Here is a 24,007-nt window from a genome sequence, read left to right on the forward strand (position 1 = left end):
AAGAGGCACAATAGCCTCTTGCAATTCTTATAAATTATTTATCGAAAAACCCATAGTTGCGGAATCTCAGCGGTTCCTTTCAACACGAGTTTCATTGTTCGTGCTACGCACGCAACGAATCCCTTAGCTGTTAGCAGATGTAATATTTGATTAAAATTGAGGCATAAAGCAAGACAAGCAAAATTCATCAATAGAATTTGAATATATTACATTTCCTTTACAATCAGATTCAACACAATCTTTTCTTTGGACAACAAATCCTGCGTCACAATTTACACACTGTATTTCTTTAGAATTAGGTTCGTTAGGGCTTAAGAATGCCCATTTACTTTGTAAATCACCGTATTCGTGGTCTATTGTTTCTTTACACGTTGGACAAAAATAATTTCTTCCTGTTATGTCAATTTTTAAATATTTATTAAGTTTTTTACGACCAATCATAAATTCAGCAAAATCTAAATATTGATATGATATTACACTTTCAAAACCCCAATCAAAATGACCAAAAAGTGGATTCTCAAAATTAAAATTCCACATTTCTAAAAACCAAGTATTTTTCCCAAAGAAATATGTATAAGCCTCCAGAATGTTTTCAAATAACTCTTTCGGAGTAATTGATAATTTTGAAACTCCGTGAATTGCTTCATTTCTTTTTTGTCTAATTTGCTCAATAAAGTTTATTAAATTATCATCAATTTTAATTTTTGATGGTACTGCACAAAACGAAGTCAACAAAGCTTCACCAGAAATTGTATATAAACTGTCAAAATTTTTGTCATTACTTGATGGTAAACTTGGCCATTCTGTCCTTTTTTTCTCAATTAGCAATAATGGTGAAGTTTCACAGATTATAGATTTCATAAATGTTTCTATTCCTTGATGTAAAAGGATTAATGAAGTTCTAATAGTTCCGCTATTATGCTCCCAAATTTTTTCAATCGGAATTTCATCTTTCTCTATCAAATCTTCATATTCTTCATAATTTTCATAAACTTTGAAAAGGAGATTAAATGCCTGGGTTAGACATTGTTTTGATACTATTTCAAAGTCTTTTGAAGAGGGTAAATTTGTAATCATTCGTTATTTTTTGGAATTATATCTGCTAACGTTATGCCACTTTGAGATGGCTGGAAATTCGTAACTGCTCAATTTTCGGCTTAACGAAAACTTGATGCGAAACGGTAATTCCACTAAATTCCAGCTAGCTCAGAATGGCTATTAGTGGCTGGCTTTATTCGTCTTTAATAATTCCGTTATAATATCTGAAAATTTCAATTGTCCTTTCAACGACTAACGAAGAATATTGACCCATTCGAATATTTGATTGAATTGTTCCGCCTCCTGAATATTGATCATCAGTCATAGTTCCAATTAGGTTGAGTTCGGCATCACGAAATACCAGCCAAGCTTTTTGCGCTGTTATAAGAACTTTTTTGTCTTCAGGTTTAAGTAACTTCATAAGTTTGCCATAATACTTGTTCATTAACTTGTCGTATGAAATAGTCAATTCATCAACTGTTATGTTCATTCCTGTTGTTGAATAATCAATTTCCATTCGTTTGGAAGCTATTGTTTGTATTCGGAATGTATCTATTTTGAATTCTATTTCATCAGCATTTAATTCTTGTTTTGAAAGCTTTAGTTTTAGTTTAGGAATTTGAGCTTCTACTTCTGCTTTTATTTTTTTTAAAATTTCTGGAGATATTTCTTTTGGACTATTTTGCCCTAAAGCAACGTTTCCAATAAAGCAAATAATTATTGACAATAAAAAAGATTTCATATTTTTCGGTTATAAATTGCGTTAGATTCCTGACTCTGCGCTATGCTTGCCACTAACTTGTATATATGCGATACAAACATTCCCCAATCTACCCAAATTTGGGTGTATATACGAATGTTTGTTTCGTATTATCTTTTTCAAATATATTTATTTTTTCTTACAAATAATCAAAAGGACTTTTTATTTATTGGAGATTAATAGTCTAAAAAAGCAATTTCATAATGTTGGTTTTGTGAAACCTAAAGCCTTAGCCCTGATAGAAGCGACATCCTTTTTCTGGCTTCTTTAGCCAGAAAAAGATACAGCGGATAGCAGGAATAAGCTCCTAATCCTAAAACTGAAAATTCTTAAAAAACAAAAGCTGCTCCGGGGCAAAGGTAGAGCAGCTTTTTACAACTAAATAATTTGCATTACTTAATTGGTTGTATTCCCTGATGTGTCGGAATTACCTGTTTGATGGTTCCGTCGGGATTGAATTCTAATTTATCGATGCAGACTTCACGGTGAAAACCTCCGGCTCTTCCCATTTTTATTCCGGTTGGATAAGAGAATCGGTGATACGTAATGTACCATTCGTCTTTGCTTGGAATTTGTAAAACCGAATTGTGTCCCGTTGCATAAATTCCCTGATCCGGGATTCCCTGAATTACAATATTGTTTTCGGGTATTTCAATTGGTCCCAAAGGCGATTTTGACGTTCCGTAGCGTACTTTGTAATTCGGGCTTCGGGTATCATCTTCGCTCCACATAAAATAGTAGGTTTCTTTTCTGTAAATGATGTAAGTTCCTTCACGGAAAGTTTTATCCACTTTTATTAATTTTATATCGCCTTTAAATGAAATCATATCGTCATTCAATTCGGCTACAGCCATATAGCCATTGCCCCAGTACAAATAACTTTTTCCGGTTTTAGGATCTGTAAAAACATCGGGATCGATTTCCTGACCTCCCTTTGCTCCTACAGGTTTAGTGGCTACCAAAGCTTTTCCGCTGTCTTTAAACGGTCCTGTTGGATTATCAGATATGGCAACGCCTATTTTTTGTGCGGCTGTGAAATAATAGAAATACTTGTATTTTCCTTTTATCTTTTTCTCAACAATACAAGGCGCCCAGGCATTTCTGTTGGCCCAACTGACATCTTTTGGTAGATCCAGAATAATACCTTCGTCTTTCCAGTCGACTAAATTAGCTGATGAAAAAGTTTTAAAATAAGTCCCGGACCATCCATCAAAACCATCGCTGGTTGGGTAGATGTAATATTTTTTGGTTTTGTTTGAATATAAAATATCGGGATCGGCGTAATAGCCTTCCAACGCTGGATTGTTGTTTGGTTTTGGAAACCTGGCAGGAGTTCCCCATTTTGTAAGCAGTCTCTTTAATTCAGAACTGGTAATTGGCAAAATAGTTCCGTGGCGGGGTTTGAAATCCATAGAAATTTCATCATCAATTGCTTTGAAATTTTCTAAATCGGTACTTTTTGTAAACTGATATTGTCCTTTTTTGTAGACATCGTACATCAAAATATAGTCGTCAGAATTGTTGAGTTTAAAAATGCTTGATCCTTCAACAGATTCTTTGGTTTGCTGCAGGTAATTATCATTTTCTGTCCAGTTTCCTGAAGTCAAATCGGTAGTTGTGGCTACTTTGATCCCTGCAGTTTCTGTTTCTGTTTTATAAAAAAGATGGTATACACCGTTTTTTTCAATGATATCACCGTCAATACAGGACTTTTCTGATTTTGGAACAAATAATAATTTTGGTTGGCTTTCGAGAGCTGTAAAATCTTTATTGGCGTAGGCATAATAAATTTTATCAGCGCCGTCTCCATGTTTCATGCTAAAGTAAATCAGGTATTTACCCGCTTTGGCATCGTAAATAGTCTGCGGTGCCCAAACGCGTTTCAGGTCTTCATTTCCGGAGAAAGCGGTTTGAATATTTACGACACTGCTTTTCCAATTTAGCAGATCAGTACTTTTTAGCAAAACCATCGCACGATTGCTGTCCCAGCCTTTTGAAGAAGTCATATCGGTCAGCACCATATAAAATGTTTTTCCGTCATCGCCACGCAAAATATGGGGGTCCCGAACACCACCGGTTGAACTTATGTCTTTACTTTCTAAAATTGGTTTGTTGCTGTTAAGGCTATAGTAATGATATCCATCGGTGCTAACGGCATAATGAACCGCTTCCTCCTCTACTTTATTTCCTGTGAAATAAACGAATAAATACGCTGTCAAATCCTTTTCGGCAATAACTGGCGGTCCTTTTGGAGTTTCCTGAGCTTGTAAAATATTAAAGACCGTTAAAACTGCTACAAGACAAAAATGTATTTTTTTCATTATCAATTGATTTTATTATACTGCTTTAAGTTACGCTAAAGCAAAATTTAAAAAGTTTCATTTAAAAGTGTTTTAGAACTCATCTTTACCCGTATGACTGCAAAAGAATACGGAGGCAATTCTTTTGAAAACGCTTCTTTGGCAGCTATTTTTTGAGTTACCGGTCGTGCTGTTGTTTTTTCCGGATTGCCTGACAATAAAGTATAACTGGCATTTTCAGCAGTTGAAAAATTCGTAAAATCTATTGAAGGCGTTACCTCAACCGGAAGCAAATTGACCAGTTTTACGATCAAATCTCCCGAGGCATTATCCAGAACTGCAGATACGCCAATTCGTTTACTGACTTCATTATTTGTATCCGAAAGTTTTAATGTGCTTTGCAAATAAACATCTCCCGGGTTTTTTCCGTACAGCTGTTGTACAAAATAATTTACTGTAGGTTTTACTTCTTGTCCGTTAAAATAAATCAAATCGGGATTCCACTGCGTATGTTTTTCGCGTGCCAGTAAGGGCGCGTACGATGCCATAGTCACGATATCGCCATTTCGCTCAATTCCGGTCAGATATAAAGCTTCGGCTAAAGCATTATAAAATTTGTTGCCCCATGAAGCATATTCTCCCAGATATACTTTTGATTTTGAGCGGTCGTAACCATCATAAAAATCCTGATTATTAATAAACCAGCCCGGACTTTGGTAATAATGTTCGTCTACAATGGGCAGTTTCAGATCATTGGCTATTCTCCAGCCTTCGTTATAATCCGTTCCTTCATTGAAAGGGCCTACAGTACCAATTACAATTATTTCAGGGTATTTTTGCTGAACGGCTTTTACGATCATTCTGTATCGCTCCTCGAAAACATCACTGATCAGATCTTCATTTCCGATTCCGATGTATTTTAGATTAAAGGGCTTTGGATGGCCAGCCTCGGCACGTTTTTTACCCCAAAAACTGGTTACGCTTCCATTTGCATATTCTATTAAATCCAAAACGTCCTGAACATATTCATCCATTTCTTCCATTGGAATACCGAATTGCTGCCCTGCTCCACCATCAGAGGAATTCTGACACGGAACTCCAGCCGCTAAAACAGGAACGGCTTCAGCCCCTAAATCTTCACAAAACTGAAAATATTCAAAATACCCCAATCCCATTGACTGATGGTAATTCCAGATATTTCGTGAAGGAATACGGCTTTCTAAAGATCCAATGGTGTTTTTCCAACGATAAATATTGTGTAATCCATCTCCGTGCGCTACACAGCCACCCGGGAAACGGACAAACTTAGGATGCATGTCGGCAATGGCTTCTGCTAAATCTAAACGAAGACCATTTTTTCGGTTTTTAAACGTTTTTTGAGGAAAAAGCGAAATCATATCAATAGAAGTTTCTCCGGTTGTGCTGACTTCTAAATGAGCATCGGTTACTGTTTTTGATGATTTTAAAACGGCACTGATTTTTTTCCATGAAGAAGTGCGTTTTAATACGGCTTCCGCCAAAGTTTCTCCGTTAATTCCTTTTAGTTTTACCGTAATTTTTTCTCCTTTCGCAAATACGCTAAAATCATATTTCTCGTTGGCTTTAAGGGCAATTCCGTCAAATCCGGAATTGCTGATTGCTCCTTTTGAAACCACAGCGTAATTTGGATTATTAGGATGAATTGGGTCTTCTTTTGCAATTTTAAAATCACCGCTCCATGCCATCGTAGCATTCCATTTTTCGTCCCTTCCTTTTTTATCGCTTACGGCATATTCGAAATCACGATTCTGAATCAGTTCACCATACAAACCGCCATCGGCAGCGTAATTAATATCTTCAAAAAAAACACCTGTAAGCATATTGCTGATTTTTTTAGACTGCTGGCCATTGATGCTGATTTGAGCCGTAACCAGTTTTAAACCCACAAAGAGTAAACTGTCACTTTTTGGAGAGGTATTGTTTTGTTTGTCTTTAAACTTTGACACTTGCATTGTTTTAGTCAGCAATTCTACCAAACTCCAGTCTACTATTGTGATTGTTCCTTTTTGAATTTCGCCCTGTATTGTAACTTCAGTAAGTTTAGGGGATGTGCCTGTATCTATTTTTGCTTCAGTATAATCTTCAAAATCTTTAGTCGTATTGTAATATCCGGTATTATTTACAACCCAATGGATATTATACTGACCGCCTTTTTCACTTACCGTTATGTTTTGAATCACCGGTTTTTCATCCGTTTTTTTCGTCAGATTCTTCATCGCCTGAACATAGCGCTGACTTTTCCAGTTGATAAGGTCTTTACTGGATGCGTACGCCAAAACATCGTCCTTTACACTCCAGAAACAGTGAAAAATACCCACATCATCCTTAAATAAAAAAGCTTCGGACATGCTTTTTCCCGTTGGTCCCCAGCTTCCATAATCTGATTTTAAAAAAGGATGTTCAGGACCAATGGCAAACCAGCTTTTCTGGTCGGAACTCCACGCAAAATGGAGTCCGTTTTTACCATTATTCTTTACTGTTGAATAAGCAAACAGATATACTTTCTCTGGTTTTTCTATTGTTGGTTTCGAAATAAAACCGGATAATAAAAAAAGCAAAATCAAACCCAAAAAAGGATGCTTCGAAAACTTCTTCATTATTTTTTGGGTTTTAATTTATAAAGAACAGCACTATGCGGTTTTAATGTTGCTGAAATTTCTTTGGAAGAAATATTCAATTTTTTTCCTGTCCACATGTCTAGAACTTCTGAAGTCCCTGAAATTCCAAGCTCTGAAAGTTTTACAGCAATGTTTTCTAAAGCAGTATCCGAAATATTAAATAACGCCAGATACACACTGCCATCTTTAGGATTTTTTGAAGTCACCGCAATTTTTCCATCTTGCTGAAAAAGCTGGTTTACATTTGTACTTTCCTTGTGCATTTTTATGACTTCTTTATTCGTCAATAATGATAAAGTGAAAGCGTCATTACTCGGTAAATCCCCACCAAAAAACAAAGGCGATTTAAAAATATTAAAGAAGGTAATCAGCGTATATTGTTCGTCTTTTGTTAAGCGCGTCATTCTGTCGTTACCACGTTCCCCTCTTACTGAAATACGTCCCAGCGGAATCATATCACAGTCCGGCCATTTTCCGGGAGCAATATGAGGATACCATTGTTGTGCAACGTCCATTAGATGGGTAATATGAGGCCATGTATCCCAAACGTCATCCACCATTCTCCACATATTAGCATGTTCTTTTACGTGCGGTGCTGCAGAAATTGGCGTTTCGCCCGGAGAAGTACTCAATACGATTTTACGTCCGCATTTGTCAATAGCGTTTCTAATCAGGTTGATTTCACCTTCGTGATACGGTCTGGATAAGTCATCAATTTTAATAAAATCTACACCCCATTGTGCATATAATTCAAAAATAGAATCGTAGTATTCCTGTGCTCCCGATTTGTCTGTCAGAATTGTATAATTATCCTTTAGCCATTCGCATTGCAAAGCTGTCGTATAAATTTGATCTGCCGTAATTCCGTTTGCTCCTTTTATTGGCATCTTTTCTTCAACTGCTTTTTTAGGCACTCCACGCATGATGTGGATTCCGAATTTCAATCCTTTTTTATGGATGTAATCTGCCAACGGTTTAAAACCCATGCCGTCTTTTGCGGATGGAAAACGGTTAACGGCTGGTAAATATCTTCCGTATTGATCCATTACATACCGAGGGTCTGTCTGGTTGTAACCTCCTGCTTTATCATTTTCTACAAACCATCTGATATCAACCACTATATATTCCCAACCATATTTTTTTAGCTCTTTTGCCATGTAATCGGCATTGGCCTTTACTTCATGTTCTTCAACTGTTGGACCGTAACAGTCCCAACTGTTCCAACCCATTGGAGGGGTTTGTGCCCATTGTTTGAAGTCACCATCTTTAAAAACTGTTTTTTGAGCATTTGAAAAAAATGATGTTAAAAAAATTCCTATGCCAAATATTATTATGCTTTTTATTTTCATATCGTCAAAAATAAGTGTTGATAGTACACTTCAAATATAATAAACTTTTCTTCATAATAACAATAAACCTGCCTGCGAATACCACATGCAGACAGGTTTATTGACAATTAAAAAAAAACTAATTAATTTATCTTACAGTTACGGTAACTTCAGCCGGTTTTAACCATTGGCTTGTGAAAGTTACTTTGATTGGTTCTGATGAATCTCCGTTTGATTGGATATATGCCGCTATATGTCCGTGATATACTCGCTGAACGTTATCGGTGTAATCTGTCATGTCACTGTTGTTTCCGGCTTCAAGGCCCAATAAAGTTCCAGGACCGCTGATGGTACAGGTTACTTCATTATCGGAAAGCATTACCGGCAATCCGTTTTGATCTTTTACCTGAACTATTATTTTTGCAACACCTTTTTCTTTGGCAATTGTAATATGGGTATCAGCAATTGTTAATTCTACAGGCTGTTGTGTTGTGGTAATGGCGTAGCGACTAACTTCTTTCTCATCATTACTTAATCCAATTACTTCCAATTTTCCTGCAGTAAAAGGAATGTCCCAATAGATAATTCCAGTTTTTTCATCGTATAATTTGGTTTCGCCTACTACTTTTCCGTTCAATTCTAATCGTGCTTTTGCTGCATTGGTATAACAAACTACACGGATTTTTTGTCCTTCATTATAATTCCAGATTGACCAGGCATCTTTTGAAATGTCTTTTTCATTTTTGAGAGGATAGGTTCCTATGTAAGCCATTGGTTTATCAGACCATAAAGACTGACGGAAATAGCCTCTTGGCTTGATTATTCCTGCAAAATCAACCAATCCTGAGTAAAATCCTCTTGAAGGCCATCTTCCTGATTCCCCTAAATAATCAATTCCTGTCCACAAAAATTGTCCAAAAATATGTTTGTTGTTTTTTACGGCCAGCCAAGGTTCCATGTCATGCACATTTTCGCTTCCAAAAATCACTCTGTTTGGGTATTTCTCGTGATCAGACTGGTATTTACTTTCTGTATAATTGTATCCTGTAATATCTAAAGCTCCCGGATATTCTGTTTCGTTAGACATTGCAACTCCTGCCAATCCAGCTGTCGTTGGACGTGATTTATCGTATTTTTTTACAGCAGCAACCAAACGTTTTGCAATCGCTCCAAGACGCATCGCATCCGGAGCATCTTTTTTATAACCTCCGTAAGCCGCCTGACCAAAACCATTTTTTCCTTTGTCCAAAACCGGATGCGAATACGGATCATTTGGATAATCTACTTCGTTACCGATGCTCCATGCAAAAACCGAAAGATGGTTTCTGTCACGACGTACAAAATCTTCAAGGTCCTTTTCGGCATAATCGGCAAAAATATCAAATGAACCTTCAAATCCAGGAGTTCCGTAATTCCAGCCTTCCAGCCATTTACGTTTAGGGAATTCCCATTCGTCATAAGCTTCATTCAATACTAATATTCCTAACTCATCACAAAGTTCATAAAAATCAGGCGCTTGTGGATTATGACTGGTACGAATTGCGTTTACACCAATTTCTTTCAGTGTTTTTAATCTGGTTTCCCAAACTTCGCGAGGAACTGCAGAACCTAAAACTCCGGCGTCATGATGCAGACATACCCCTTTCATTTTCATCCATTTATCATTCAATGCAAAACCATTATTTGGGTCGAATGTGAATTTTCTGAAACCTGTTTTTGTAACTGTCTGATCTATTTTTTTCCCGTCTTTTAAAACTGTCGTTTTCAGCTGATATAAATTTGGATGCTCTAAATCCCATAATTGAGGATTCTTTACATTTATTTTAGCTGATACTTTTCCGCTTTGATTCGCTGCAACCTCAACTTTGGAAGAAGCTTTTGCAACCGATTTTCCATCTTTCGAAATCAATTCGTTAACGACCGTCAGCTTTGATTTTGATGTAGAACCATTTTCTACCTCAACTTCAACATTCAATATTCCGGTTCCTTTTTTTACTTCCGGATATGCGTAGACACCCCATTGCGCAATATGAACAGGATTTGCATAAACTAACCAGACATTTCTGTAAATACCTGAACCTGTGTACCATCTCGAATCGGCACTCTGACTGTGATCTACACGAACTGAAATGGTGTTTTCTCCTCCGTACTTTATAAATTGAGTAGCATCATAAGCAAAAGAAATATAGCCGTTTGGACGTTTTCCTAATGAATGTCCGTTGATGAATACTTCGCTTCTGTTATAAACCCCTTCAAAATACAAATACACTTTTTCTCCGGCTTTGCTTTGCGGAATATTAATTGACTTTCGGTACCAGGCAATTCCACCCGGCAAATAGCCCGTACAGCTTGCCAGAGTTGGACTCAACTGCCCTTTTACGCTCCAGTCATGAGGTACATTAACCGACTGCCATTTGGTGTCGTTAAAAGTTATGTCTTTGGCATCCGGAGTATCCTGGAGATTAAATCTCCAATTGTCGTTAATTTTTTTCGAATCTCCAAACGAAATCTGGCTGAAAGCCGAGACACACGAAAAGAGAAGTACAGGTAATAAGATCTTTTTTGTAAACACTATAGCTAATTTTTATTATTTATGAATCTTTTTATTTTGTTTCAGGTTTTATTCGTTTCAAGTTTCAAGTTACAGAAAAGAATTTGAAACTTTAATATTGTAAGTTAAGTACATAATTTCTGTTTTTTATTACCTTTTTTGTCATTCTGACTGAAGAAGAATCCCCGCAAGTAACCCCTAAGCAAAAGCGATAATCACTATCTAATCTGCAACGGAGGTTGCTTCTCCAGTTCACTGGCACTCGTGCCCTGTTACCCGGAATGACAAACAATTAGGAGTAAACCTTTTTATTTATAAGTCCCAACATAAGTTACAACTGACCTTGCCGGAATTTCAAAAGTTGATGCATCAACAGCTGTACCTTTTTTCAAACTTAACGTTTCTGAAGTTGTATAAGGTGTAAATTTATTGTCAACTAAAGTACCTCCTGCCAGATTCAATTTATATATTTTTGCTGATTTACTAATGTTAACCGCAACGATTACAAGCTCTTTATTAGCAGTATTTTTGTATGCTGTCAATATTACATCATGCACTGCTGCTGTAGTATCTAAACTTGGAATTTGAACTCTCACCATTCCCGGTTTTACGAAAAATGAAAAATTTCCTAAAGCCCAAAGTGTTTTTGAATCTCTAATGTAGCCGTCATTTTTGCAATACTCTGCATCTCCGGCACCATTACTTAAACCATTATCAACATGAATTAATCCGTCTTTGTAATCGCCACGGCTAATAGCTGTCCACCACTGCCATGAAGTTACACCTCCAATTGCAATATCAGTACTGATAATACGTGCTGTCCAAAGTGCCAACGGCATTCCTAAATCTCTTCCCGGTCCAGCTCCACCCGGAAGTTCTGCTGTTCCAGGGCTTTCTAATACACAATATTCTGAAGACCAAAGACTTAATCCACCAATAGATTGTGCTCTGGCTGCTGCCGATTGTCTCGAATTAACAAGCTCATTCAAAGGCCATGCCTGCCAATAACTGTGTGCTGAAATGGTTTTCTTAACATTACTTAAACCGGCAATATTTTTAGATGAATTGGAAGCAAAGAAATAATCGATCTGGTTCGATCTGCTTTCCTTACCAGCAATCGTTTTATATAATGGCTCGTAGGACCCTCCTTCGCCCACTACAATTTGAGAACTCAATCCTTTTGCCTGTAATTTTGGCGAAAGCACATTTACAAAACTGTAAATATTGGTATTTGTAGCCGGAGAACCTTCCTGACCTGAACCATCCCATTCGTATTGTGGTTCATTAAACGGACTCACATAATCTATTGTCAAATCATGTTCAGTTTTTAATTTATCTAAAGAAGTTGTCCAGAAATCAGCCAGATCAGCCATTTTTCCTTCCTTCAAATTGTAATATTCCTTAATGCTGGCGTGTGCTTTACCATTTTGAGTTAAATAAACCGGTGCGCTATTTGCAAAAGCCAATAATTTTTCGGTACCACGCTCTTTAGCTGCTTTCATAAACCAAACCTGACCGCCTTGTTTACTCATATCATAGCTAATACCGTCTGTTGTAAAACATTCTGTACGTCTCCATTCATCACCAATATCACTTGCATCTCCTTGTTCTGCACTTCCGGAACCAAGATTAAAACGCCATAATGACAAACCAATTCCTTTTGGATTACCATCAGCATCAAACTCTTTACTAAAAAGCAAATCGGCCATTTTATTTTTCTTCTCAGAAGGCCAGTTTTTTCCAATAAAGTTACATTGCCAGGCATCTGATGCTCCAAAACTTTCCATTGTCTGGAGATGGATATCCAGATTTACATTCAACTCTGTTATTGCAGCTTCTGAATTTGAATTATCATTGTTTTCAGAATCGCAGCTTACTAGTAAAGAACTTGCGAAAAGCAAGCCTGCACATAGCAGACTTACTTTGTTTTTATTGTTAAATCTCATCTTAATAATTAGGATTTTGAGTAATTACACCATCGCTTAAATCTCTTTCTAACTGAGGTATTGGCCAAAGCAAATGTTTAGAAGGGTCAAAATTGATTCCCTTGTCTTGTGGTTCTCTTGTATTTGTTGTTTCGTAAGGATCAGTAGAATTCAGATTGTATTGAACAAAAGTTCCGTTTGGTCCCATTAAAGTTTCAATAACTCTTTTTCCTGTAGTTGGATCTTTTTCACGACGAATATCGAACAAACGCAATCCTTCAAAAGCCAATTCAAGACGACGTTCTTTGTAAATTTGTTTTAAAAGTGTTGGTCCAGATATTCCGGTTTTAGGTTCTAAATCAACACGATCCCTGATAATGTTGATATCTGCCAAAGCATCGCCGCTTGTGTGATAACTTGCTTCGGCTCTTGTCAGATACATTTCAGCCAGACGAATCAATGGAATATTTAATGGTAAGTGCCCGTCTTTTTTATCCAAAGCACGACGCGTTGCAATCGGAATATAATATTTACGGCAGATACGTCCTGATTTATTATCATTTAAACTGAATTTATGCGTAGGATTTAAAACCTCATCGCCATAAGCAGCTTCTCCCCATTTTGTGATGGTACTTCTGCGGCGAATTTCATCATTTTCAGAAAGATATGCATTTTCCAAATCGCTGGTTGGCATACACCATCCCCATCCGTCAAGAACATCCTGAGCATCATTACTGGGGAAATTTTTCTTATCTTCTCCCCTTGCTCCTGATAAAGTTGGCAATGCAGATCCTAAACTTTCATTTTGTACAGAGGAAGACTGAGCTTCCAAAATAGATTCTTTACCGTTATGATTGTTTACATTCCAAATGTCCAGGAAATTTTCTTCCAGAGAATAAGGACCTTCGGTAATTACTTTGTTTGAATATTGCTTAGCTTCTGCCCATTTTTCCTGAAATAAAGAAACACGCGCCAATAAAGCATAAGCAGCCCACTTGTTTATTCTGCCGTTTCTGTTTACCGGAATATTTTCTAGTTTTGCTGCCGACTCTTTTAAATCAGCTTCTATTTGTGCATATACTTCGGTAGCAGGACTACGCTGTAATTTTAAATCACCAGTTCCCAAAGATTTTGTATATAACGGTACATCTCCAAAAAGATTGACCAATTCATAATAACAATACGCACGAACGAACAATGATTCTCCCATATATTGATTTTTTTGCTCATCAGAAATTGGCGAGACTGCCATTTTTTCTAAACCAATATTGGCTGATTGAATCGTATAGTAATGTGCCGTATAAATACTATTCATGTCACCCATATTATCAGGCGTGATAAGATATTGTGAACAAGGCCTGTGAGCCGAATTGTCCTGACCTGTATTACCCATCCAGGCATCATCAGTAGACATTTCGTTTGTAACTCTTGGCGCCACTAAAGCATACCAATCTTTAGCAAGCAATAATCTTTGCGTTAATTCATTGGTATAATTCTCGCATTCCTGCGCTGTTTGAAAGTAGTTCTCTAAAGTTTGAGTTCCTCGTTCTTCTTTTTCAATAAAATCATCACAGGAAACTGCAAATAAAGAAAGAGCTATTATGGATACTATTATTATTTTTTTCATGTCTTTTATTATTAAAATGCTACATTAAGACCCATCAAAATGGTTGGCTGAACCGGATAGTTCCATCCTCCAAAACCTGATCCTTTAACTCTGTCATCTTTATCAGGGTCTCCTCCTGCTACTTCAGGGTCAACACCTGTATATTTTGTCCATGTCCATAAATTTTGACCTGACAATGACAATCTTAATTTGTCTAAACCAAATTTATTGTAGAATGAAAATCCAACCTGAAGGTTTTTCATGCGCACAAACGAACCATCTTCTACATAAAAAGAAGAGAACTTAGAGAAGTTTTCGTTATTGTCATCTTTTGACAAACGAGGAACATAATTTGAAGTTCCTTCTCCGTGCCATGCCGTCTGATCTAATCCGCTTACTTTGTTTGTTAAACTTGCACCATTATATAAATCCGAAACATTCTGGTTTACAATATCATTTCCAATACTTGAATAGAAGTTAGCTACCAAATCAAATTGTTTGTATGCAAAGTTTAAATTCAGACCAATATTGTAATCAGCCCAGGGAGAACCAATTTTTGTCCTGTCTTTATCGTCTAATTTTCCGTCTCCGTTTATGTCTTTAAAACGAATATCTCCCTCTTTAGCATACGGCTGTAATTTAGTTCCGTGCTCATCTGTATGCGAATTCAGTTCAGTTTGGTTCTGAAACAAACCATCGGCTACGTATCCGTAAAAATATCCCGGTACATCACCTTTAACTGTCAAAGTTCTGTTTCCTGCTCCATAAAGTCTTTCTCCTTCAGATGATAAAGACAGCATTTCTACATTTACAGTAGTAAAAGTTACATCTGCACCATAAGAGAAATCTCCTTTTTTATCTTTATAAGAAATTAGTAAATCGATACCACTGGATTGCATAGAACCAACGTTCGTCCAGATTGTTGAATACCCGGGAAAGCCACTGTATGTTGGAAATTGTTTTTTGAATAACATATCATTTGTTTTCTTTTGATAATATTCTAATGAACCTGAAAGTTTATTTTTCCATAATCCAAAATCAAGTCCAAAACTGATATCTTCAACGGTTTCCCATTTGATATCTTTATTCGCCATTGATGATGGATAAGAAGTATCTACAACTTCCTCTCCTATTATGTAAACACCTTGTCCGATATTAGATTGATAAACTGAAGCAGGTAAGCCCTGATTCCCTACTTTTCCCCAGCCTGCTCTAAATCTAAGATCACTTAATAATTCTTTTGCTGACTCCATAAATCCTTCGTTTAAAATTCTCCAGGATACAGAAGCAGATGGGAAATTTGCCCATTTGTTGTTTGCCATAAACTTAGAAGAACCGTCACGTCTGAAAGTACCTGTAAAATAATATTTACTGTCGTAGTTATAAGAAAAACGAGAAATATAAGACATCACAGAACTCGACCAGCTGTTCCCTTCGCTATCACGGTTTTTAGTTGCTGCATTAACTTCTCTCATCGATTCAGAGTTATTAGGCACTCCTTCTCCATACCCCCAAACATCATTGCCATTATACTCTTCCATAGTACTGCCAATCATTAAAGAAGCATTATGTTTCTCTGCAAATTTTCTGGAATATGTTGCTGTAGTCTGCCATGTCCAGTCATGATTTGTAGTCGCTCTTCTTTCAACGCTATTAATTTCAGCTTTTTCGTGGGCCGCATCAATGATGAAATCGGGTTTAAATATACTTTGTACTTTATTTCCAACTTCAATAGATCCTTGTGTACGAATGACCAGCCCTTTGATTGGGGCATATTGCAAATAACCGTTTGTATTTAAATTATACTGATCTGTATAATCGTCGTATCTTTTTACGGCAGCAACCGGATTCCATACATACGAAGGAGAACGTGCGTAAATGCTGTATTCGTTTTCTAAACCGGTTAATTGATCTGTCGGTTTGTAAATTGGCGTAATTGGATCAATTTTAATAAAATCTGCCCAGTTTCCAGGAGATCCCCATGATTCATAACGCGGGTTTAAAGTAACTCCTGCTGAAAATTTATCCGAGAATTTAAAATCATTATTGATTCTCATTGTAATTCTTTCCCAACCTCCTACTTCATACATTGATTCTGAGTCATAATAGTTCAGACTAATAGCATAGGTATGTTTTTCAGAACCTCCACTAGCACCCAAAGAAGCATTGGTTACAGGAGATGCTTTTTTAATTCCGGCACCCCACCAATCTGTAGTTTTCCCTCTGTATTGAAAAGGATTCGGCAAATAATCAGAATAACCAGAATTATTATAAGCGGTATTCATTATGTTGGCATAACCTTCTGCATCTGCCATATTATAGGGATTCTCCATTATCTGCATACCGGAACTCAAATCAAAAGTAAATCTCGTTTTTCCTACTTTACCCTTTTTTGTTGTAATCAGGATAACTCCATTCGAAGCACGAGAACCGTAAATAGCACTAGCAGAAGCATCTTTTAAAACCTCCATCGATTCAATTTCGTTATTGCTCAAAAAGTTAATGCTGGTTCCCATTGGAATACCGTCAACTACATAAAGTGGATCCGTACTCAGGTTTATCGTAGAAATACCACGAATCAAAACCCTTGGCTGCGCTCCAGGCCCACCTTGTCCTGTAATCTGAACACCGGCAACTTTTCCCTGCAAAGATTCTGTAACGTTACCAACCGTCATGGTTTGAAGTTCTTTTCCTTTTACTGAAGAAATAGAACTGGTCACATCACTCTTTTTAACAGAAGCATACCCAACTACTACAATCTCATCCAAAACCTGGCTGGATTCTTCCATGATTATATCGAGGGTTGCTTTATCTCCAACTGCTACCACTTTAGTTGTGAAACCGATAAAAGAAAATTCGATCTGAGCATTTTTATTAGGAACTGAAATCGAAAAATTACCATCAAAATCAGATGCTGTTGACGTAGAAGTCCCTTTAACTAACAGATTAACTCCCGGAATAGGCACATTAGCCTTATCCTTAACAGTTCCTTTTATTGTTATTTGCCCAAATGATGCAGCACTGCACAATAAAGCAACAAAAAACCATATATCTTTAAATTTCATATTTAGCTATTTTATTTATTTATGTTATAACAAGATTATAACAGACTATTTTTTTGTTATAAAAGCTCTTTCTAACTCAGTATCAAGAACTACTTTATAAACTCCAGGAGCAGCAGGATATTTAGCATTACCATTCTCTCCTGGCGACATGGTTGCAATACCGTTTTTGATTAGTCTCCATGATGGGCTCCACCACTGACCTGTAAAAGTAGCTTCCATGGTTCCTGTCAAAGTATATTCTCCAACTAATTGATAAGGATTGTTTGGATTATTTATCAAATGCAGTCCTGTTTGAACCCACGCATCCCAGGTATCCCATGTTGCACCCTGAATACCGGCACCACATACACTTACAAAAGGTTTTCTTTGTGCCTCAACATCATGCCATAATCCGTTGGCAACATCTGCCCAAACTTTGCTTGAAGGAGTATATTGTGTTGCTGTATATTTTAATGTATTTGGATTTACTTTTATACTGTAATATCCTTTTGCAGGTAAAACAATTGGTGCTGACGCAATATCATCGATAATATTTCCTGATGTATCTAATCCAAAGCAGTGTGGGGCAAAGTCTGATTCCTGTCCTAAGAAATAAATTTCTTTACTGTCTCTATCTGCATAATATTTAAATTCAAAATCCTGTCCGTTTTTTTCGTGGAAATACATCGGAACACCAACAGCATCAGTCGTAAGATTAGTTCCTTTTGGCTGATCACATAAATAGATAGCCGGATACTCATTGGTAGCCACAATATTAATATTTAAACTTCCTGTATTTGGAATTGCAAATTTATCTTTTGCCGTAATGGTTAAAACATAATTATCAGCCGTAACCGGCAATGTATAGGTTTTATTAAAAGTATAAGATTGAGGAGCTCCTGTTAATTCAACCTTTTCATCGATACCAAGAGCAGCACACTGAATCTGAATATAATCAATACCAGAATCATCATTAACCACAAAATTCACCGGCATTAAATTACTGGTTGACAACAAAATAACAGCTCCTTCTTTTGGTGTAATCATGCTTATTGCCGGCGCAGCAAATTCTCCGTCTAAACGTAAGTTAATCTCTTCATTAATTGAATTTCCTGAAACATCGGTTATGGTTAACTTAATTTTGAAAGCTTCAGATGTTCCTATGTCCGCCGGAACTTCGAAAAAATAACTTAAGTCATACGTTTCAAGCAGAGGGTCTGTTGAAAACGTAATCATTTTGTCAAGGGATAATTCAGGAATCTGAATATGTACACTTTGTAATCCCAGGTCATCAGCCAAAGCGGCTTTAATTTCAAATTTTCTGGTTGGTGCGCCATAAATTTCTTTTGTAGCTACTACAATTGTAGGGTCGTTAGAGCTCGGAAAATCGGCTTCGTTATTTTGACATCCTGTTAACAGAAGGGCAAAAAGTGAAAGAAAAAATAAAAATACATTTTTGTTCATTTCTTTAATTTTAAGGTTAGGTTAGTTGTTTTTTTTATTCTAAAGTGACATTACATGCAGGTTAATTTTTATCACTAATTTTTGAGGCAAACAGAACAAATGGCTTATAAGATTGTTTTCATAATTATGGCATTTTTATTATTATACTGGGTTTATTTTTCTTTTTTTATATTCTTTCATTCTGAATTTAAATTTTATTAAACCCCGCAATTTTAAAGTACGGGGTTAGATAAGTAATTGGTAAAACCAAATCTTACTGTCTTATTTAAAGAAGGCTCAATTCTTTAAATAAATAAAAAAATTATTGTAAATAACACTTATAACATACACAGATACATACCTTATTATATTACTATGATACCTGCAAAGTAATGCCTAGTTTAAAATTTTGATGAGGGTCAAATTGGAAAAAAAAGGAGGTCAAATTGGTAATCAAAAGATATTTTAGTGTAAAAAATAAAAAGTAACAAAAAATAATAGCTTTTTTTTATACAAAGCATAATTACAAGTACAAATAAATAATTATTTAATAATAACATCTTTTTGAATAAGGAAAGAGTTAAGATAGAAAAATGTTGCTTTTATAATACGTAATAACAGAAAACTATTTAATAATATTCAAATCGGCATTAAAAGAACTTTTATACTTTTTAATGTATTCTGAAGGTGTCATCCCAAATAATTTCACAAACTGCTGTCTAAAATATTTTGGGTCTTCAAAACCAACTTCAGCACTTGCCTGCGCAATATTCATTTCTTCAGTCAGCATTAACATAGCTGCTCTTCGAATCCGGACTGATCGAATAAAAGCATTCAAAGTCTGTCCTGAAATAATTTTGATTTTTGTATAAAGCGTTCTATGACTCATTCCCATTTCGAGCGCAAAATTTTTGATCGTAAAATCTCTTTTGTGAATATTGGCTTCTACAATATCAATACACTTTTTCAATATATCCTGATACTCTGTTGGTACCTTTTGTGAATTCTCTTTTAGCGTTATACTGTCTAAAAAATAGGTTCGCAGATTGCTTCGGTTTTTTAATAAAGATTCTACACGTGCCACAAGTATATCGTCATCAAATGGCTTTGTTATATAATCATCTGCTCCATCATTAATTCCCTGCAAATGCGTTTCAGGATTTTTTGATGCTGTCAATAAGATTACCGGAATATGAGATAAATCGTTGCTTTCTTTAATTTTGCGGCATAACTCAAGACCATCCATTTCTTCCATCGTAATATCGCTGATTACCAGATCCGGCATGTATTTTTTTGTCAGTTTCAAACCTTCTTCACCATTTTTTGCATTGTAGACAATATAATTTTTTGAAAACAATTTAATGAGATAGCCTCTGATTTCTACATTATCATCAATTATTAAAACAGTACGTTTCTCAGTAAGCATATTGTTCTGGAAATCATTTTTAGAAATAGTCGAAACTACCTTACTTTCTTCAAGGTCATCAACTATCAATTCATCAAATAACTGGCTTCTTTGCGGAATATCATTTGTGATTTCAACATCCTCAAAATGGTCATTTCCTTTTAGAAAAGTTAATTTAAAAACACTTCCTATTCCGGGTTCACTAGTACAGCTTACCGTTCCTTTATGCTTATCGGTAAAATATTTCACAATATAAAGCCCAATTCCGAAACCGGTTCCAACCGAAACTTTCGAATTGATTTGTCTGAATTTTTCGAAAATCACTTCAATGTCTTTTTTTTCAATTCCAACACCATTATCCGAAATTTCTAGCAGTACTTCAGTATTATTTTCAGTTAGAGTAAGATTAATTTCACCGCCAACATGCGTATATTTAAATGCATTTGACATCAGGTTAAACAATGAAATTTCAATTTTCTCGTAATCTCCAATAATAATAATGTCATGATCCGGAATATTAAAATTGTATTGAATGTTTTTTTCTTTTGCCTGATTCACAAAACACTGATACACCTCATTACACAAATTATTAACCGTTATAGTCGATAATCTGAGAGAGTCGGCATCGTTTTCAGCTTTACGAAAAAGTAATAACTGATCTACAAGGCTTAAAAGCCTTCTTGCATTACGATGCGCAATTGCCAAATCACTACCCGAAGAACCATTTTGAACATTTTCCTTCTGTACTGCTTTTTTTAACGGATTGATAATCAGCGAAAGCGGTGTTCTAAACTCATGTGATATATAAGTAAACATAGACGACTGTTTTTCGGCAATTTCCTTTTCTTTCTTGCTTTCTAATTCGGCAATTTTGACTTTATATTTTAGTTTTTCTTTGTTTTTTTGATAATCCAGATAAACAAAAAGAATTCCGGCAAGAATAGATAAATACAATAAATAGGCCCACCAGGTTCTGTACCATGGCGGTAAAATTTCAATGATTACCAAACTGGCTTCTTTGTTCCAGCCGCCTTTAAAATTGGTTGTTTTTACTTTAAAGGTATATTTCCCTTCTGTTAGTCTTGCATAATTTGCTTTTCGAGACTGCCCTACATAATTCCATTGATCATCCCATCCATCTAACAAATAAGCATAATTCATTTTATCGGCATTGTTATAATCCAAAGCGACAAATTCGAGAGACAAAGTAGTTTGATCATACGCTAAACTAACTTCTTTTACTTTACTCTTATTTTCGTATGAAATCAATTCGGCCTTACTTTCCTGAATTGGCTGATTGTTTACATAAAAATCTGTTAGCAGTAAATTATTTTCCTGATTAAAACTCTTAATTCTTTCCGGAAAAAAAATATTAAAGCCATTTATTCCTCCAAATAAAAACTCTCCAGTTGCTAATTTAACTCCGGCATTAAAACTAAACTGGTTGCTCTGAAGTCCATCATTTACAGAGAAGTTTCTAAACGTTTTTCTCTTTTTATCAAATCTGCAAATTCCGTTATAAGTACTCATCCAAAGGTTTCCTTCTTTGTCTTCGAGCAATCTTAAAACGGTATTTGAAGGAAGACCATCGTCTGTAGTAAGTCTCTTAAATTTATTTGTTTTTCGGTCGAACAACAACAATCCCCCTTCCTGTGTGCCCAGCCAAAGGTTTTTGTCTTTGTCCTCATGAATACAGCGAATAGGATTTCCGATTGTGATTTTGTTTATTTTTCGGGTTCCTGCTTCAATAGAAAACAATGCTGTATAATTTCCTCCCCAGAGTTTCCCGTCAGAAGTTTCAGTAATACATTGCAAATTAGTAATCGATTTATCAAAAAGGGTAAAACTATTTTTAGCACGGTCAAAAAGATATAATGAACCTTCATTGGTGGCACTCGCCCAGATATTTGCTTTTGAATCTTTATAAACAAACCATATGTTTTTTTCTATTTGTTTAGTAAAAGGATTAAAACATGAAAATTGGGTAACCGAATTATTTTTCGGATTAATTTTATTGACACCGCCAGCCCAGGTAGAGAGCCATATTTCATTATTGTTATCACGTATAATACGTGTAATAAACTTACTCGAAAGCTTATGACCGCAGTTAATATATTTATTATTTTTACGATCCCAATATTTCAGGCCGGCACCATCAGTCCCTACCCATAAATTATTTTTTTCGTCTTCACAAAATGACAAAATAAAGTTTTCGGCAGGATCATTGGCATTATATCTGATGCTTTTAAAATATTGGGCGGTGTTGCTTAACATACTGATTCCTCCACGTAAAGTACCAATCCATTTATTGCCTGCCTTATCTTCGTAAAAACTCCAAATCGAATTACTTTTTACCGGCTTATTTTCTTCTGAGGAGTTGTATGGAGTTGCTTTTTTATTTGTACCAATGACTTTATAAAGTCCACAGCCATCAGTTGTAACCCACATTTCTTTTTTCTTATCAATAAAAATATCGGTAACACTGCATCTGTTTGATAAATAATTCTTAGAAATATTACCTGATTTTGAGTTGAACAGAAAAAGTCCTTCATCTGTCCCTAACCATAGATTTCCATCAGAAGCCAGTTTCATTGTTTTTACTTCAAGCGAAAGCGGAAAAATAACTTTTAAACTTTTAGAAGTATCATAATAATTGCAAATCCCAACATTTCGCACATAAACCCAGCAATTTTTATTTCTTTTATCGCTTTGAATAGCTATTGCATCATAATTGTTAATACTTTTTCTATTTTCTGTTGTAAGCGGAATGTGTTTGCCAATAAATGAACCATTTACAAAAGCAATCAAACCTAAATTCTGAGAAGCAACCAATACCATATTTTCAGAAACAGTCTCAGTCTGATGAATAATATCTTTTAAAACTGCAGATTTTTTATTAGAGAAAGTATACCTGACCGAATGAAATGCTGCAGTGGTTTTGTTATAAATACAAATCCCGTTTGAGCCTCCTATCCATATATTTTTCTTCGAATCCCCTTCAATATCATAAATTGTATTAAACAACAATGATTTTTTATCGTTTATTCTGTTGCGAAAAACTTTAAAATTATAGCCATCATATCGATTCAGTCCATCATAAGTTCCAAACCACATATAACCATCACTGTCCTGAAATATTGCAGTAACTGAATTATTAGATAATCCATCAGATATATCAAGAAACTTAACCGGATTTTCCTGCGCACAAACGAGTGCGTAAAATCCCATTAATACTGTCAGATTTATAAAGAATTTCTTCAAGGTTTGATTATTTTAAATAATATCACTTTTAATTTGTCTAATAAAGTACAATTACGCAATAAAATTATCAATAATTAAAAAATACACAATAAAAACGTCTAAAAACAAATAAAACTAAACCTATTTAAATCCAATTCAAAAATTAATGATACCCCAAAACAATTATTTTGATACATTTGTTTTAGATATCGGAATAATTGTTTTTTGAGTTATTTATGATTTCTAATTTTCTAAAAAAACATACTGCAGCAGAAGGTAAATGACAATACAAGATTTAATTGGTAATTATTCCGTTTCAGGAAGTAATCAGGACAGTACAAATGAAATGACCTATCAGGGTACTCTTACGCTCATTCTTGATGAAAATAACCGAATTATTGCAAATTGGGTTATTAATAATTCACAAGAACAAAAAGGCCACGGATTTTTTAAAGACAACATTTTGGTAATTAATTTCAGCTACAAAGGCGATACCAATAAAACCTACAAAGGCGTAGCGGTTTACCGATGCATAACCAAAGATATACTGGAAGGTTTTTGGTCCGAAAAACATGGAAACCCACTGTATTTAGGAACAGAACATTGTCTCAGGATAGGAACTACAGAACGATTAAACTAAATCATCAGTTTAATTATTCAAAAAGAAAACCACTTATTATACCTGAATAAATAAGTGGCTATTAAAAAAA

12 protein-coding genes are annotated in these 24,007 nt (G+C 35.5%); 1 reads left to right on the forward strand and 11 read right to left on the reverse strand.

Translation table 11 applies throughout. From position 1 onward, the window contains the following. Window positions 1–150: 150 nt before the first annotated feature. From ACEN2I_RS16375 to ACEN2I_RS16425, 11 genes are all read right to left on the reverse strand, one after another. Window positions 151–1,077: a hypothetical protein gene (locus tag ACEN2I_RS16375; RefSeq protein WP_441767182.1), complete on the reverse strand. Its 927-nt coding sequence runs from the start codon at window positions 1,075–1,077 to the stop codon at window positions 151–153. A 154-nt stretch (window positions 1,078–1,231) separates the two neighbouring features. After that, a complete protein-coding gene (locus ACEN2I_RS16380) occupies window positions 1,232–1,780 on the reverse strand; it encodes a lysozyme inhibitor LprI family protein (protein ID WP_441767183.1) in 549 nt (182 codons plus the stop codon). Window positions 1,781–2,190: 410 nt separating this feature from the next. Then, window positions 2,191–4,119 (reverse strand): family 43 glycosylhydrolase, encoded by a 1,929-nt coding sequence (locus ACEN2I_RS16385; RefSeq protein ID WP_441767184.1) that lies wholly within the window; start codon window positions 4,117–4,119, stop codon window positions 2,191–2,193. 47 nt (window positions 4,120–4,166) lie between these two features. Beyond that, window positions 4,167–6,734, reverse strand: a complete 2,568-nt coding sequence (locus ACEN2I_RS16390) for an alpha-L-arabinofuranosidase C-terminal domain-containing protein (protein ID WP_441767185.1) — start codon at window positions 6,732–6,734, stop codon at window positions 4,167–4,169. After that, window positions 6,734–8,104 (reverse strand): glycoside hydrolase family 27 protein, encoded by a 1,371-nt coding sequence (locus ACEN2I_RS16395; protein WP_441767186.1) that lies wholly within the window; start codon window positions 8,102–8,104, stop codon window positions 6,734–6,736. Before ACEN2I_RS16395 ends, ACEN2I_RS16390 begins: the two co-directional genes overlap by 1 nt. A 127-nt stretch (window positions 8,105–8,231) precedes the next feature. Next, entirely contained in the window at window positions 8,232–10,655 is a 2,424-nt protein-coding gene (locus tag ACEN2I_RS16400) for a sugar-binding domain-containing protein (protein WP_441767187.1), read from the reverse strand. 287 nt (window positions 10,656–10,942) lie between these two features. Then, the gene (locus ACEN2I_RS16405; protein WP_441767188.1) at window positions 10,943–12,580 is read right to left on the reverse strand and encodes a glycoside hydrolase; all 1,638 of its coding nucleotides are present in this window, start codon (window positions 12,578–12,580) and stop codon (window positions 10,943–10,945) included. A gap of 1 nt (window position 12,581) precedes the next feature. After that, window positions 12,582–14,186 (reverse strand): RagB/SusD family nutrient uptake outer membrane protein, encoded by a 1,605-nt coding sequence (locus tag ACEN2I_RS16410; RefSeq protein WP_441767189.1) that lies wholly within the window; start codon window positions 14,184–14,186, stop codon window positions 12,582–12,584. Between the two features lie 11 nt (window positions 14,187–14,197). Then, the gene (locus ACEN2I_RS16415) at window positions 14,198–17,230 is read right to left on the reverse strand and encodes a SusC/RagA family TonB-linked outer membrane protein (RefSeq protein WP_441767190.1); all 3,033 of its coding nucleotides are present in this window, start codon (window positions 17,228–17,230) and stop codon (window positions 14,198–14,200) included. A gap of 45 nt (window positions 17,231–17,275) precedes the next feature. Beyond that, window positions 17,276–18,673, reverse strand: a complete 1,398-nt coding sequence (locus ACEN2I_RS16420) for a hypothetical protein (RefSeq protein ID WP_441767191.1) — start codon at window positions 18,671–18,673, stop codon at window positions 17,276–17,278. A 604-nt stretch (window positions 18,674–19,277) separates the two neighbouring features. Further along, window positions 19,278–23,318, reverse strand: coding sequence for a hybrid sensor histidine kinase/response regulator transcription factor (locus ACEN2I_RS16425; protein ID WP_441767192.1), 4,041 nt, complete (start codon window positions 23,316–23,318; stop codon window positions 19,278–19,280). Between the two features lie 259 nt (window positions 23,319–23,577). Between ACEN2I_RS16425 and ACEN2I_RS16430 the strand changes: the two genes are divergently transcribed. Then, on the forward strand, window positions 23,578–23,937 hold the full coding sequence (locus ACEN2I_RS16430) for a hypothetical protein (RefSeq protein WP_441767193.1): 360 nt from the start codon (window positions 23,578–23,580) through the stop codon (window positions 23,935–23,937). Window positions 23,938–24,007: the final 70 nt, after the last annotated feature.

Source organism: Flavobacterium sp. W22_SRS_FK3, assembly GCF_052113665.1.
GTDB lineage: Bacteria > Bacteroidota > Bacteroidia > Flavobacteriales > Flavobacteriaceae > Flavobacterium.